This is a genomic window from Pseudomonas sp. HY13-MNA-CIBAN-0226 (assembly GCF_040310305.1).
GTDB lineage: Bacteria > Pseudomonadota > Gammaproteobacteria > Pseudomonadales > Pseudomonadaceae > Aquipseudomonas > Aquipseudomonas gregormendelii.
The window spans coordinates 49,282-63,197 of sequence record NZ_JBEOPS010000015.1 but is presented as its reverse complement, the minus strand read 5'-3'; the positions used below and the strand labels follow the sequence as shown (position 1 = coordinate 63,197).

14 protein-coding genes are annotated in these 13,916 nt (G+C 62.3%); all 14 read left to right on the top strand.

Annotated elements, in window-relative coordinates; all coding sequences use genetic code 11:
* Nucleotides 1-34 precede the first annotated feature (34 nt).
* From AAEZ05_RS17525 to AAEZ05_RS17460, 14 genes are read left to right on the top strand one after another with little or no spacing between them, the layout of a single operon-like run.
* Nucleotides 35-769 carry a glycosyltransferase family 2 protein gene (locus AAEZ05_RS17525; protein WP_350648258.1) on the top strand — a complete coding sequence of 245 codons (735 nt, stop codon included), beginning with the start codon at nucleotides 35-37 and terminating at the stop codon, nucleotides 767-769.
* Nucleotides 766-1,713, top strand: coding sequence for a lysophospholipid acyltransferase family protein (locus AAEZ05_RS17520; RefSeq protein WP_350598058.1), 948 nt, complete (start codon nucleotides 766-768; stop codon nucleotides 1,711-1,713). Before AAEZ05_RS17525 ends, AAEZ05_RS17520 begins: the two co-directional genes overlap by 4 nt.
* Nucleotides 1,694-3,238 (top strand): HAL/PAL/TAL family ammonia-lyase, encoded by a 1,545-nt coding sequence (locus tag AAEZ05_RS17515; RefSeq protein ID WP_350648256.1) that lies wholly within the window; start codon nucleotides 1,694-1,696, stop codon nucleotides 3,236-3,238. Before AAEZ05_RS17520 ends, AAEZ05_RS17515 begins: the two co-directional genes overlap by 20 nt.
* Nucleotides 3,231-3,656, top strand: a complete 426-nt coding sequence (locus tag AAEZ05_RS17510; protein ID WP_045061919.1) for an acyl-CoA thioesterase — start codon at nucleotides 3,231-3,233, stop codon at nucleotides 3,654-3,656. The genes AAEZ05_RS17515 and AAEZ05_RS17510 overlap by 8 nt, the downstream gene beginning before the upstream one ends.
* Entirely contained in the window at nucleotides 3,653-4,264 is a 612-nt protein-coding gene (locus AAEZ05_RS17505) for an outer membrane lipoprotein carrier protein LolA (RefSeq protein ID WP_350648254.1), read from the top strand. Before AAEZ05_RS17510 ends, AAEZ05_RS17505 begins: the two co-directional genes overlap by 4 nt.
* Complete coding sequence (locus AAEZ05_RS17500; protein ID WP_350648252.1) at nucleotides 4,248-6,590, top strand: MMPL family transporter; 2,343 nt, start codon at nucleotides 4,248-4,250, stop codon at nucleotides 6,588-6,590. Before AAEZ05_RS17505 ends, AAEZ05_RS17500 begins: the two co-directional genes overlap by 17 nt.
* Entirely contained in the window at nucleotides 6,587-7,747 is a 1,161-nt protein-coding gene (locus AAEZ05_RS17495) for a cation:proton antiporter (protein ID WP_350648250.1), read from the top strand. Before AAEZ05_RS17500 ends, AAEZ05_RS17495 begins: the two co-directional genes overlap by 4 nt.
* A complete protein-coding gene (locus tag AAEZ05_RS17490; protein WP_205893436.1) occupies nucleotides 7,734-8,981 on the top strand; it encodes an NAD(P)/FAD-dependent oxidoreductase in 1,248 nt (415 codons plus the stop codon). The genes AAEZ05_RS17495 and AAEZ05_RS17490 overlap by 14 nt, the downstream gene beginning before the upstream one ends.
* Nucleotides 8,978-9,703 carry a class I SAM-dependent methyltransferase gene (locus AAEZ05_RS17485; protein WP_045061924.1) on the top strand — a complete coding sequence of 242 codons (726 nt, stop codon included), beginning with the start codon at nucleotides 8,978-8,980 and terminating at the stop codon, nucleotides 9,701-9,703. Before AAEZ05_RS17490 ends, AAEZ05_RS17485 begins: the two co-directional genes overlap by 4 nt.
* Nucleotides 9,703-10,290 (top strand): hypothetical protein, encoded by a 588-nt coding sequence (locus AAEZ05_RS17480; protein WP_082069244.1) that lies wholly within the window; start codon nucleotides 9,703-9,705, stop codon nucleotides 10,288-10,290. Before AAEZ05_RS17485 ends, AAEZ05_RS17480 begins: the two co-directional genes overlap by 1 nt.
* Complete coding sequence (locus AAEZ05_RS17475; protein ID WP_045061925.1) at nucleotides 10,287-11,483, top strand: beta-ketoacyl-[acyl-carrier-protein] synthase family protein; 1,197 nt, start codon at nucleotides 10,287-10,289, stop codon at nucleotides 11,481-11,483. Before AAEZ05_RS17480 ends, AAEZ05_RS17475 begins: the two co-directional genes overlap by 4 nt.
* The gene (locus tag AAEZ05_RS17470; protein WP_350648248.1) at nucleotides 11,480-11,944 is read left to right on the top strand and encodes a hotdog family protein; all 465 of its coding nucleotides are present in this window, start codon (nucleotides 11,480-11,482) and stop codon (nucleotides 11,942-11,944) included. The genes AAEZ05_RS17475 and AAEZ05_RS17470 overlap by 4 nt, the downstream gene beginning before the upstream one ends.
* Nucleotides 11,937-12,665: a 3-oxoacyl-ACP reductase FabG gene (gene fabG / locus AAEZ05_RS17465; RefSeq protein ID WP_045061927.1), complete on the top strand. Its 729-nt coding sequence runs from the start codon at nucleotides 11,937-11,939 to the stop codon at nucleotides 12,663-12,665. The genes AAEZ05_RS17470 and fabG overlap by 8 nt, the downstream gene beginning before the upstream one ends.
* Nucleotides 12,665-13,891 carry a beta-ketoacyl-ACP synthase gene (locus AAEZ05_RS17460; protein WP_350648247.1) on the top strand — a complete coding sequence of 409 codons (1,227 nt, stop codon included), beginning with the start codon at nucleotides 12,665-12,667 and terminating at the stop codon, nucleotides 13,889-13,891. The genes fabG and AAEZ05_RS17460 overlap by 1 nt, the downstream gene beginning before the upstream one ends.
* Nucleotides 13,892-13,916 lie beyond the last annotated feature (25 nt).

Below are 13,916 nucleotides of genomic sequence, written 5' to 3'. Positions count from 1 at the left end.
TGCTGCGCACTCAATCGCCCAGGGGGATGTGCTCATGCATAAACCTTGCGCCGTCATCCCGGTCTACAACCACGAAACCGCGATTACCACCGTGGTCGAGGCGGTACTTGGCAGCGGTCTTCCCTGCATCCTGGTGGACGATGCCAGCGCCCCGTCCTGTGCAAAAGTGCTCGATCACCTGGCGCTGCGCGAAAAGGTATTCCTGATTCGCCTCGCCGCCAACCAGGGCAAGGGCGGTGCGGTCATGACCGGTCTGCGCGAAGCCGCGCGCCTGGGGTTCACTCACGCATTGCAGGTGGATGCCGACGGCCAGCACGACCTGCAGGACATCGGCACCTTCATCGAGCAGTCTCGCGCCCACCCCGAAGCGATTATCTGCGGGTACCCGCAATACGACGCAAGCGTCCCCAAGGGCCGTCTGTATGCCCGCTACCTGACCCACGTGATGGTCTGGATCAACACACTGTCGCTGCAGATTCGCGACTCGATGTGCGGCTTTCGCGTGTATCCGTTGCCGCCCGTACTGGCCTTGATCGACTCGGCGAAAATCGGCAAGCGCATGGATTTCGACTCGGACATCCTGGTGCGCCTGGCCTGGCGCAATCAACCGATGCTGTGGCGGCCTACACGGGTTCATTATCCGCTGGATGGCGTTTCACACTTTCGCCTGCTCCACGACAACGTACTGATTTCGAGCATGCACACGCGGCTGTTTTTCGGCATGTTGTTGCGCGCGCCGGCGATGCTCTGGCAGCGGTGGCGCACATGAGCAGCAACTCCAACAAGGCGCACTGGGCCGACCGTGAGGAGCGCGGCAGTTTCTGGCTGATGAAGCTCACGGCATTCGGTGCCCGGGTGCTGGGTCGGCGCCTGTTGAGCCCACTGTTGTATGGCATCGTCCTGTACTTTTTCCTCTTTGGTCGAAGCGCTCGCCGCAGCGCCTGGCAATACCAGCAACGGCTTGCCGACTGGAGCGGGCGCAGCGACTTGCGCCCTACCCACTGGCGCGTCTTCGGCCAATTCATGGCATTTGCCGACTCGATGCTCGACAAACTCGACGTCTGGAACGGCAAGCTGAGCATCGAGCAGATCGAAATCATCGACCCCGCCCTGCTGCGCGATCAATTGCGTGGCTCCCGCGGCCAGATGCTGGTGGGTGCGCACCTGGGCAATCTCGAGGTGTGCCGCGCCTTGGCGGAGATCGGCGAAAAGGTCACCATGAACGTGCTGGTGCACACCAAGCATGCCGAGCAGTTCAACCGACTGCTGGGCGAAGCCGGCGCGACCAACTTGCGCCTGATTCAGGTGAGCGAGCTTGACCCGGTGATCATGCTGCAACTGCACGAGCGTCTGGAACGTGGCGAGTGGCTGGCAATTGCCGGCGATCGTGTCCCACTGCATGGCGGGCGTAGCGTCACGGTGGACTTTCTCGGCCATCAGGCCGCATTTCCCCAGGGCCCATGGCTGCTGGCTGGCCTGCTCAAATGCCCGGTAAACCTGTTGTTGTGCCTGAAGAAGCCAACGGGCGATTATCGACTGACACTCGAGCCGTTCACCGATGCCGTGACCTGGAAACGCAGCGAGCGCGAACAGGTCATTCATCAGTGGGCGAGCCGCTACGCCGAACGCTTGGGTCACTATTGCCTCGAAGCACCACAACAATGGTTCAACTTTTACCCTTTCTGGAAGACCGATGACGACGCCAACGCTTGAGCCGGTAACCTTCGGCGAACTCCCCCTGCGTATTGAAGATGTACGGGCCCTGGCCAACCGCCAGGTGCCTGTGCAGTTGCAAGGCGACGCCCTGTTTCGCCAGCGCATCGCCAAAGGCCCGCAGTTCCTGGATTCGCTGCTGGACAAGGAAGGGGTGATTTACGGCGTGACTACCGGCTATGGCGACTCCTGCGTCGTCGCGGTGCCGCTGCATCACGTCGAGGCGCTGCCTCGTCACCTGTACACATTCCACGGTTGCGGCCTGGGCAAGTTACTCGACGCCCAGGCGACCCGCGCCGTGCTCGCTGCACGCCTGCAGTCGCTGTGCCAGGGTGTGTCGGGGGTTCGCGTGGAACTGCTGGAGCGCCTCCAGGCCTTCCTTGCACACGACATCCTGCCGCTGATACCGGAGGAAGGCTCGGTGGGCGCCAGCGGCGACCTGACCCCGTTGTCGTATGTCGCCGCGACGTTGTCCGGCGAGCGCGAAGTCATGTTTGGTGGCGAACGCCGGCCAGCGGCCGACGTCCATCGCGAACTGGGCTGGGAACCCCTGGTGCTAAGGCCCAAGGAAGCCCTGGCATTGATGAACGGTACCGCCGTCATGACGGGCCTCGCCTGCCTGGCCTACGCGCGAGCCGATTACCTGCTGCAACTGGCCACCCGCATCACCGCAATGAACGTGGTGGCGCTGCAAGGCAATCCGGAACACTTCGACGAGCGCCTGTTCGCCGCGAAACCCCATCCGGGGCAGACGCAGGTCGCTGCATGGCTGCGCAAGGACCTGGCTATCGACGCTCCCACCGCACCGCTGCATCGCCTGCAGGATCGCTATTCCCTGCGGTGTGCGCCCCACGTGCTCGGCGTATTGGCCGATAGCCTGAACTGGTTGCGCTCGTTCATCGAAATAGAACTCAACAGCGCCAACGACAATCCGATCATCGACGCTGAAGCCGAGCGGGTACTGCACGGCGGTCATTTCTACGGCGGCCACATCGCCTTTGCGATGGATAGCCTGAAGACCCTGGTTGCCAACGTCGCCGACCTGCTCGATCGTCAGCTCGCACTGTTGGTCGACGAGCGCTACAACCATGGCTTGCCGAGCAATCTGTCGGGTGCCACGGCTGATCGGGCGATGCTCAATCACGGCTTCAAGGCGGTGCAGATCGGTACGAGCGCGTGGACTGCGGAAGCCCTGAAGAACACCATGCCGGCCAGCGTCTTTTCCCGCTCCACCGAGTGCCACAATCAGGACAAGGTGAGCATGGGCACCATCGCTGCACGGGATGCGATTCGCGTGCTGGAGCTGACCGAACAAGTGGCTGCCGCGACGCTGCTGGCCGCCAACCAGGGCATCTGGTTACGCAGTAAAGCCGAGGACGCGCGTACATTGCCGCCGGCACTTGCCGCCATGCACGCGCAGCTGGCTGAAGATTTCCCGCCGGTCATCGAGGACCGGGCCCTGGAGAGCGAGTTGCGCCTGTGCCTGCAGCGTATCGCCGAACAACACTGGAGGCTGCATGCGTAGCAAGGGTGTGCTTCACATCGATACGCAAATCCTCGTGCCGTTCTTCGACGTCGACACCATGCACGTCGTCTGGCACGGCCATTACATCAAATACCTGGAAGTCGCCCGCTGTGCGTTGCTGGACCGAATCGGCCACAACTACAGCGCCATGGTCGAGTCGGGCTACGCCTGGCCGGTGATCGACCTGCAGCTGCGGTATGTACGTGGCGCGGTGTTCGGTCAGAAGCTCAACGTCCGGGCGAACCTGGTGGAATGGGAGAACCGGTTGAAGATCAACTACCTGATCACCGACCTGGAAACCGGCGAACGCCTGACCCGCGCTGTATCCGTGCAGGTCGCCGTCGATATGAGCAATCGCGAAATGCAACTGGCTTCACCCAAGATCTTTACCGATGCAGTGGAAAAGGTGCTCGAATGAACTGGCGGACAACCTGCTGCAAATTTCTGGTGGCAGGCGTCATGCTGCTGGGTACTTCACTGGCCCAGGCTTTTGATCTGCAGCAGCTCAGCTATCAACTGGGCAAACCTGACGTGATCCACGGCAGTTTCATCCAGGAAAAACACCTGCGCGCCCTGCCCCAGCCGCTGACCAGCAAGGGCACATTCGTCCTGGCGAAAAACCACGGCCTGCTCTGGCTGCTCAGAACACCGCTGCAGCAGGATTATCGGATCACCGCCAAGGGCATCGCCCGGCGCGAAGGTAACGGCTGGCAAATGCTGCCGGGCAAAAGCGCCGGAGCCGAGCAGAACCGTTTGTTCCTCGCGGTGCTGCAAGGTGACAGCAGCGGGCTGCAACGAGACTTCGACCTGTCGCTCAGTGGCGATGCACAGGACTGGAAGTTGACCCTGATCCCGCGTTCGCTGCTGTTAAAGCAGGTGTTCAACCAGATCAACATTGCCGGGGCCGAGTTGGTGCACAGTATCGAACTGCTTGAAACCCAGGGCGACAGCACCCTTTTACGCATGCAGGACAGTACCGCCGCGCAACCGTTGAGCGACTCGGAGCAACATGACTTTGCCGAGTGAACGCAGGCTCCCGCAGATTTTCCTGATCCTGCTACTGGTGGTACTGGCGCTGGCCGGTTGGCAATGGCGTAACGGCCCACCGCTGTCGGCCAACCTGATGGAGCTGGTACCAGGCACGGCACCGGATGCACTGGAGTCACGCGCCGAGCAGCGCATGCAGGAACCGTTGAACCGCGAGATGCTGGTGCTGGTCGGCCACGCTGATCGCCAACAGGCCGTGGCCATGGCGCAGCAACTCGGCGAGCAATGGCAAGCCAGCGGCCTGTTCGAAAAGGTCCAGTGGAACCTGCAAGCCGACTTGCCGGCGCTGCGCACCCAGCTGCTGGAGGGTCGCCTGGCGATGCTCTCGGTCGAAGATCGCCAGCAGTTGATCGAGCACCCCGAAGCGTTCATCCAGCAGCGCGTGCAAGGCCTCTTCGACCCCTTCACCGGTTTCAGTCTGGTACCCAGCCAGGAAGACTGGCTAGGGTTAACCGGACGCATCCAGAACAGCCAGCCCCAACACGGCGCCGTACAACTGGACATCGGCAGCGGTGCGCTGGTGGCTGATACTGACGGCATAAGCTGGGTGCTGCTGCGCGCGCGCACCACCGGCAATGCATTCGACATGAAGCTGCCCCTGCAGGTCGCCGAACTGCTCCAAAGCAGCCGTGCCGAAGCCGCCCAGGCCAAGGTACAACTGTTGGCGGCCAGCGGCCTGCTCTATGCCGCAAACGGCCAGCAGCAAGCCACCCGCGAAATGACCTGGGTCGGCGGCGGCGCCACGATCGGCATTCTATTATTGCTACTGCTGGCCTTCCGGCGCTGGCGCGTCTTGCTCGCCTTTGTCCCGGTGCTGGTGGGCATGCTCTTCGGTGCGGTGGCCTGCGTCGCCCTGTTCGGCCATATGCATGTGATGACGCTGGTGCTCGGTTCGAGCCTGATCGGCGTGGCGGTCGACTACCCGCTGCATTACCTGTCCAAAAGCTGGAGCCTGAACCCCTGGCGCAGCTGGCCAGCCCTGCGCCTGACCTTGCCCGGCCTGACCCTGAGCCTGATCACCAGTTGCATAGGTTACCTCGCCCTGGCCTGGACTCCGTTTCCAGCGCTGACCCAGATCGCGGTGTTCTCCGCAGCGGGTCTGATCGGCGCCTACTTGTGCGCGGTATGCCTGCTACCGGCATTGCTGAAGGGTGTGCAATTGCGCCCTGCTCAATGGCCGTTAAGGGTTTGCGAAAGCCTGCTGCTGTGCCGCGAAGCACTGCTCAAGCGGGCCAGCACCCCGGTATTGCTGGCAGTGCTGGTCGCCTTCTGCGTCGCCGGCCTGCTGCAGCTCGACAGCAAGAACGATATTCGCCAATGGGTCGGCGCGCCCCAGCAGCTGACGGACGAAGCCCAGACCATTGCCCGGATCACCGGCTATCAGCCCACCAGCCAGTTCTTCCTGGTGCGCGCGGCCGATCAGCAGCAATTGCTCGAACGCCAGAACGCGCTGAGCGAGCGACTCGATCAACTGGTCAACCTGGAGAAACTCCAGGGTTACCTGTCCCTCAATCAACTGGTCAGCCCGCCCAGCGAACAGGTACAGGTTCGCGAAGCGCTGAACAAACTGGCGCAACACTGGCAGCCGTTGCTTGATCTCGGCGTGCCGGTGGCAGCACTGCAAGCCGAACTCGAGAGCTTGCGCGCGTTGCCGATCCAGGATGTCGACACGGCGCTACGCGGCCCGCTGGCAGAGCCCTATCGTGCCCTGTGGCTGGGTTCGACCGATGACGGAGGCGTAGCGGCGATGGTCAGCCTGCAAGGCTTGAATAACCCCGCGCTGCTGCAGGTTCAGGCCTTGGACCTGCCGGGTGTGGAGCTGGTCGATCGCCTGGGTGAATTGAACAGCGTCTTCGCCGCGACCCAGATCAGCGCCGCCGAGTTGAAACTGGCCTCCTGCGTGCTGATCGTGCTGGTGCTGATCCTGCCGTTCGGCCTTGGCGGCGCCTTGCGCATTGTCACTCTGCCGCTGCTGGCCGCGGTTTGCAGCCTGGCCAGTCTGGGCTGGCTGGGGCAGCCGCTGACCTTGTTCAGCCTGTTTGGCCTGCTGTTGGTCACCGCCATCAGCGTCGACTACGCGATCCTCATGCGCGAGCAGGTCGGTGGGGCGGCAGTGAGCCTGCTGGGCACCTTGCTGGCGGCGCTGACCACCTGGCTGTCATTCGGGCTGCTGGCCGTGTCGAGCACGCCAGCGGTGAGCAACTTCGGCCTGTCGGTGAGCCTGGGGCTGGTGTTCAGTTTCATGCTGGCGCCGTGGGCTTGCCGCCAGAGTCATGCGGTTGAAACGGCGGAGTCGGTGGCATGATGATCGCCCTGTTCTGGATCCTGGCCCTGAGTCTGTTTGCCCTGGCGACCTACGTCGGGCGCCGCTTTGGCCTGATCCCTATTGTCAGCCAGTTGCTGCTGGCCACCATCGGTTTGCCGCTGTTGATGTACTTCTGGATCGAGCCCGGCTGGCAATTGAGCGGCGCCCAGCTTGTCTCCCCGGCCTGGCTGAAAAATCTCTACAGCCTGAGTTTTGCCCTGTTACTGGGGCATATCCTCAGTGACGTCATCGACCTGCGTCTGGACCGCCAGAGCCTGAAAATTGCCCTGCCGAGTTTCTGCATTCCCTTCGCTTGCGGACTGGCTACTGCGGTATGGCTGTTGCCCGCGCAGCCCTGGATCAGCTCGCTGGCAGTCGGCCTGCTGTTCGCCATCACCGCAATTCCCGTGTTGTACCTGTACTTGCGACACATCAACTACCCGAGCGCTGCTACGCGACGCCTGGTGCAGACCGCCATCCTGATCGACCTCACGTGCTGGACCCTGTTCGCCATCGCCCAGGGCAGCCTGCACTTGAGCAGTCTGCTGCTGCCATTGGCAGGAGCCTGCCTGCCGTTACTGCTGAGCCTGCTCGGCATGCGCCAACCGTTGTTGCACAGCGGCTGTTTCTTCGCGCTGCTGGTGGTTGCCGAAAACTTCAAGCTCAATGCACTGATTCTCGGCATCGGCTACCTGCTGTGCATGGCGGCCTTGAAAGTGCCATTAGTCCTGCCGCTGCCGGCGGCCTGGATGAGTCGGTTGCAGACGAACATCGCGATCCCGCTCATTCTCACGTTCGGCATCGTGCAAATCGACGTCCATAGCGCCATGGCCAGCCTTGGCTGGGGGCAGCTGGCAGCGTTGCTGGTGTTGCCGATAGCCAGCAAATTGCTGGGCAACTGGCTGGGCCTGGGCTGGGCCGGTGCTTCGTTTGAAGGCGCCAGTCGCTGGCGGGAAAGTGTTCTGCTGAATATTCGCGGTTTGAGCGAGATCGTCTTTCTCAACCTGCTGCTGCAACAACATCTCATCAGCCCGGCGCTGTATTTTGCGCTGATGCTGATGGGACTGATCGCGACATTGCTGCCGGCACTGGTCGGCATGCACCGAATCCCCATGAACATCGCCGCCCCGGCAAGGAACCCCCATGCCAACAGTTGAAACGGAACGTCGCCAGGTGGTTGTCATCGGCGCAGGCCCTTCGGGTGCCATCGCCGCCGCTTTGCTTAAACGCAAAGGGCATGATGTGCTGATGATCGAGCGTCAGCATTTCCCGAGGTTTTCCATTGGCGAAAGCCTGCTGTCCCACTGTCTGGACTTCGTCGAGGAAGCGGGCATGCTCGATGCAGTAAACGCCGCCGGTTTCCAACTGAAAACCGGGGCGGCCTTCGCCTGGGGCGAGCAGTACAGCGCGTTCGACTTTGGCGACACCTTCAGCAACGGCAAACCGACCACCTTCCAGGTGCTGCGCGCCGATTTCGACAAGCTGCTGGCGGACCAGGCAGCGCTGCAAGGCGTCGAAATCCGCTACGGTGAAACCATCGTCAGCGTGGTGGCCGACCCGGCAAAACCTCAGCTCGGCGTGCTGCGCGAAGATGGCAGCGAGTACCGCATAGAAGCCCAATTCATACTCGATGCCAGCGGCTACGGGCGGGTCCTGCCGCGCCTGCTCGACCTCGAAGCGCCGTCGAACTTTCCGGTGCGCCAGGCCGTGTTCACCCATGTCGAAGACCATATCGACAATCCGGCCTTCGATCGCAGCAAAATCCTCGTCACCACCCATCCAACCCAGCGCGATATCTGGTTCTGGACCATCCCGTTCAGCAATGGCCGGTGCTCTGTGGGCGTGGTCGCGGCGGCGGAACATTTCGCGGGGCGCGCAGACAATCTGGACGACTGCCTGCGTGGTTTTATCGCCGAAACCCCAAGCCTGTCGGCCGTGCTCGACAACGCAGTCTGGGACACCCCCGCGCGCACCATCGGTGGTTATTCGGCCAACGTCAAATCCCTGCACGGGCCCGGCTTCGCGCTGCTGGGTAACGCCGCCGAATTCCTGGACCCGGTGTTTTCCTCCGGCGTGACCATTGCCATGCGCTCGGCGAGCATGGCCGCTGCGGTACTGCATCGCCAACTGCAGGGTGAAAATGTCGACTGGGAAAGCGACTTTGCCGTCCCGCTCAAGCGTGGCGTCGATACGTTTCGCTGCTACGTGGAAGGCTGGTACGCCGGAACCTTCCAGGACGTGATCTACCATCCGGGCAGTTCACCGGACATTCGCCGCATGATCAGCGCGATCCTCGCCGGTTATGCCTGGGACGAACGCAACCCGTTCGTGGCCGAACCCAAACGCCGGCTGCGGATGCTCTCGGAACTGTGCGCAAGGGACGCCACATGAGTTTCCTGAGCGACAATTACGTCGAGGAAACCCGCTTCGGTTTCTGGTTCCTGCGCAGCCACACCTGGCAGCACCACGTGTTGCGGGTGGCGATCAATGACCTGCGCAGCCTGTTCAGCGAACCACCACCCGCTCATCCCGTGCTGCTCGATGCGGGTTGTGGCCAGGGCAAGTCGTTCCAGCTGTTGCACCAGACCTTTGCACCGCAACGCCTTACAGGACTGGATGCCGACCCTCACAGTCTCGAACTCAGCCGTGAAGAAGCCGCTCGCCAGTGCATCGAAGTGGAACTGATCGGCAGTGACTGCGCGAGCATTCAACTGCCGGACGCCAGTGTCGACCTGTTGTTCTGTCACCAGACGTTCCATCACCTGGTGGAGCAGGACCTGGCCCTGGCCGAGTTCTATCGAGTATTGAAACCTGGTGGGTATCTGCTGTTCGCCGAATCCACCGAGGCTTACATTGATACCTGGGTGATTCGCTGGTTGTTTCGCCATCCCATGCATGTGCAAAAAAGTGCCGCCGGTTATCTGCAGATGATTCGCCAACAGGGTTTCGAGTTCGGCCCGCAGAACGTGTCCTACCCATACCTGTGGTGGAGTCGCGCCAGGGATTTTGGCCTACTGGAGCGCCTGGGCCTGCAACGGCCAAAAGCCGCTGGTGAGCGGGAAGAAACCCTGGTCAATGTGGTGGCGCGCAAACCGCTTGAAGGTGCCGTTTGATGAGTATTTTCAACGCCGCGCAATCCTGCAGGAGTGAGCCTGCTCGCGATAGCGAGGGGTCAGGCAACTGGATTGTTGATTACTTCGCCGCCATCGCGAGCAGGCTCGTTCCCGCATTTTTGCTGCTCGGTACAGTGCTGCTGAGCGCCTGCACCAGCCGCGCGCCGCTGCCCGAGCAAACGCCTGACCTGCCGCTGCCCATGCAACTGCATATACAGCGCCTGCAAGCCGACCAGCGCCTGGACTGGGTGCTGGTGATCCAGCGCGAAGGGCCGGGCATTCGCTGGTCGCTGATGGACCTGCTGGGCATTCCCCAAGCCCGGCAGAAACTGGTCGACGGCGCATGGCACGCCGACGGCCTGCTGCCACCCAATGCCGAAGCGCGGGAACTGTTCGCCGCGTTGCTGTTTGCGCTGACCCCCAGGGATCAATTGCAAGGCAACTATCCGACCGCCTGGCAACACGGTACGCAACGGTCATTGCCCGAGCGTTGGGACGTGCGCTACAGGCAATCGCAAAACTTCGATCTGACCCTGCCCAAAGGTCCGAAATACCAGGTCACGCCCCTGAGCGGGGACACGCCATGACTGCCTATTTAAACGCCCTGGGGGTGATTTGCGCCCTGGGCCGGGGCAAGGAGGAGGTCAGCCGCAACCTGTTTGCCGGCGACTGCTCCGGAATGCGCGACGAAGCCGGCTGGATTGTCGATCGTACGGTGCCGGTGGCGGCTGTGCGCGGCGACCTCGTGGCCATCCCTGTCGAACTGTCGGAGCAAGCCAGCCGCAACAATCAGCTGCTGCTGGAAGCCGCCCTGCAGATTCGCGAGGACATTGACCAGGCGATTGCGACCTACGGCCGCCATCGCATTGGCGTGGTCCTGGGCACCAGCACTTCAGGCATAGACGAAGCCAGCCGCGGCCTGGCCCATTACATTCGCGAGGAGGTGTTTCCCGCTGACTACAACTACCAGCAACAGGAACTCGGGGCGCCGGCGAATTTCCTCGCCGACTGGCTGCAAACCAGCGGTCCGGCCTATGTCATCTCTACCGCGTGCACCTCAAGTGCCCGGGCGCTGATGAGCGCCCAGCGCCTGTTGAACATGGGGTTGTGCGATGCGGTGCTGTGCGGCGGAGTCGACAGCCTGTGCAAGCTGACCCTCAACGGTTTCTCTGCGCTGGAGGCCGTGTCCGGTCAGCGCTGCAACCCGTTTTCAGTCAATCGCAACGGCATCAACATCGGCGAAGCGGCCGTACTGTTCCTGATGACCAGACAGCCCGGCGGCAGCCCGTCGATTGCGCTGCTGGGCAGCGGTGCGAGTTCCGATGCACACCATATTTCCGCGCCGGAACCGGCTGGCCGCGGCGCCCTGCAGGCCATGCGCAAGGCCCTGGATCGTGCGAATCTGCAACCGTCCCAGATTGCCTACCTGAACCTGCACGGCACGGCCACACAACATAATGATTCGATGGAAAGCCTGGCGGTGACAACCCTGTTCCCGGATGGGGTGCCCTGCTCGTCGACCAAACCGCTGACCGGCCACACCCTCGGCGCAGCGGGCGCTCTGGAAGCTGCGTTCTGCTGGCTGAGCCTGTGCAAGGACAATCTGCAGCACGCCATGGCGCCGCATGTCTGGGATGGTCAACCCGACCCTGACCTGCCACCTCTGAACTGGGTGACCAGGACGGATCGCCTGTCGTCCATTGCACCGCGCTACCTGATGAGCAATTCCTTCGCTTTCGGTGGCAATAACGTCAGCCTGATAATCGGAGACGCACCATGATCGACTGGCCGCTCGCCGAACTGCTGCCGCACGCTGGCGACATGATCCTGATCGAACAGATCCTGTCGTTCGATGATGAGCAGATCCACACCCGCCTGGTGGTCAGGCCTGAAGGCCTGTTCAGCCGCCCCGACGGCAGCTTGCCGGCCTGGGTCGGCATCGAGCTGATGGCCCAGAGCGTCGCCGCCTATGCCGGCTGTCACGCCCGCCAGCGCGGCGATGCGGTCGCACTGGGTTTCCTGCTCGGCACCCGCAAGTTCGAATGCAATGTGGAACACTTCCCGGTCGGCACCGAGCTGACCATACACGGGCTGCGCTCACTGGAAGATGAGAACGGCATGGGTGTATTCGAATGTCATATCAATGCCCCCGGCATCCACGCCACCGCTCGTCTGAACGTGTTCCGCCCACCTCAGGCCGCGCAATATCTTGATGAATCAAAGGAGTCCAGTCATGACTGAATCCATACTGGTCACCGGTTCCAGCCGTGGTATCGGGCGCGCCATTGCCCTGCGCCTGGCCCAGGCCGGCCATGACATCGTGCTGCATTGCCGCAGTGGCCTGGCGGAAGCTGGCGCGGTCAAGAAAGAGGTCGAAGCCTTGGGGCGAAAAGCCCGCATACTGCAATTCGATGTGTCCGACCGAGCCAGCTGCAGGGTCATCCTTGAAGCGGACGTAGAAACCCACGGTGCCTATTACGGCGTGGTGCTCAACGCCGGACTGACCCGCGACGGTGCTTTTCCGGCGCTGAGCGAGGATGATTGGGATGTGGTGATGCGTACCAACCTGGACGGTTTCTACAATGTGCTGCACCCGGTGATGATGCCAATGATCCGCCGCCGTGCGGCCGGGCGCATTGTCTGCATTACCTCGGTATCGGGACTGATCGGCAACCGTGGCCAGGTCAACTACAGCGCTTCCAAGGCGGGTTTGATCGGCGCGGCGAAAGCCCTGGCGATCGAGCTGGGCAAACGCAAGATCACCGTCAACTGTGTCGCACCCGGTCTGATCGACACGGCGATGCTCGATGAAAACGTGCCGGTGGAAGAACTGATGAAGATGATCCCCGCACAGCGCATGGGCACCCCAGAAGAGGTGGCCGGCGCGGTGAATTTCCTGATGTCGGCGGAAGCGTCGTACATCACCCGCCAGGTTCTGGCCGTCAATGGAGGCCTGTGCTGATGAAGCGCGTCGTCGTCACCGGCATGGCCGGTATCACCTCATTGGGCAGCGACTGGGAAACCATAGCCGGCAACTTCGCGGCCAACCGCAGCGGCATCCGCCGGATGGACGAGTGGGACCGGTTTACCGAGCTCAACACCCGTCTGGCCGGGCCCATCGATGACTTCAAGGTGCCCCCCCACTGGACCCGCAAGCAACTGCGCAGCATGGGCCGGGTATCGCGCCTGGCGGTAGGTGCCGCGGAGCAGGCTCTGGCCGATGCCGGGTTGCTGGGCGATGCATCGATCAAGGACGGACGCATGGGCGTGGCGTGCGGCTCGTCCACTGGCAGCACCGACGAAATCAAAGCGTTCGGCAATATGCTGCTCAACTCGGTGGCCGAGGGGCTCAACGCCAATTCCTACGTGCGCATGATGCCGCACACCACGGCGGCGAACATCAGCATCTTCTTCGGCCTCACAGGACGCCTGATCCCCACGTCCAGCGCCTGCACCAGCGGCAGCCAGGGCATTGGCTACGCCTACGAATCGATCAAGTTCGGCCGCCTGCCGCTGATGCTTGCCGGCGGTGCCGAAGAGCTGTGCCCCACCGAAGCCATGGTCTTCGACGCGCTCTACGCCACCAGCCTGAAAAACGACGCCCCGCAGACCACGCCGCGCCCTTACGACAAGGGCCGCGACGGCCTGGTGATTGGTGAAGGCGGCGGCATGCTGGTGCTCGAAGAACTGGAACACGCACTGGCCCGCGGCGCGCGCATTCACGCCGAACTGGTCGGCTTTGGCAGCAACGCAGACGGTCAGCACACCACCCGTCCGGAGCAGGTCACCATGCGCCGGGCCATGGAACTGGCGTTGGAAGACGCGGGCCTGCAGCCTTCCAACATCGGCTACGTGAACGGCCACGGCACTGCCACGGAACAAGGCGACATCGCCGAGACCCTGGCGACCAGCGCGCTGTTTGGCGAGCACATGCCTATCAGTTCGCAGAAGAGTTTCCTTGGCCACACCCTCGGCGCCTGTGGCGCACTGGAGTCGTGGTTCAGCATCGAAATGATGAACAGCGACCTGTATGCCCACACCTTCAATCTGGACGACATCGACCCGCACTGCGGCAAGCTCGATTACCTGCGCGGCGAATTTCGGCAGATGAGTAATCAGTATGTAATGAACAATAATTTTGCGTTTGGCGGGGTGAATACTTCGCTGATTTTTCGGCGCTGGTCTTGAAACACATAAAGATCAAAAAATCGCA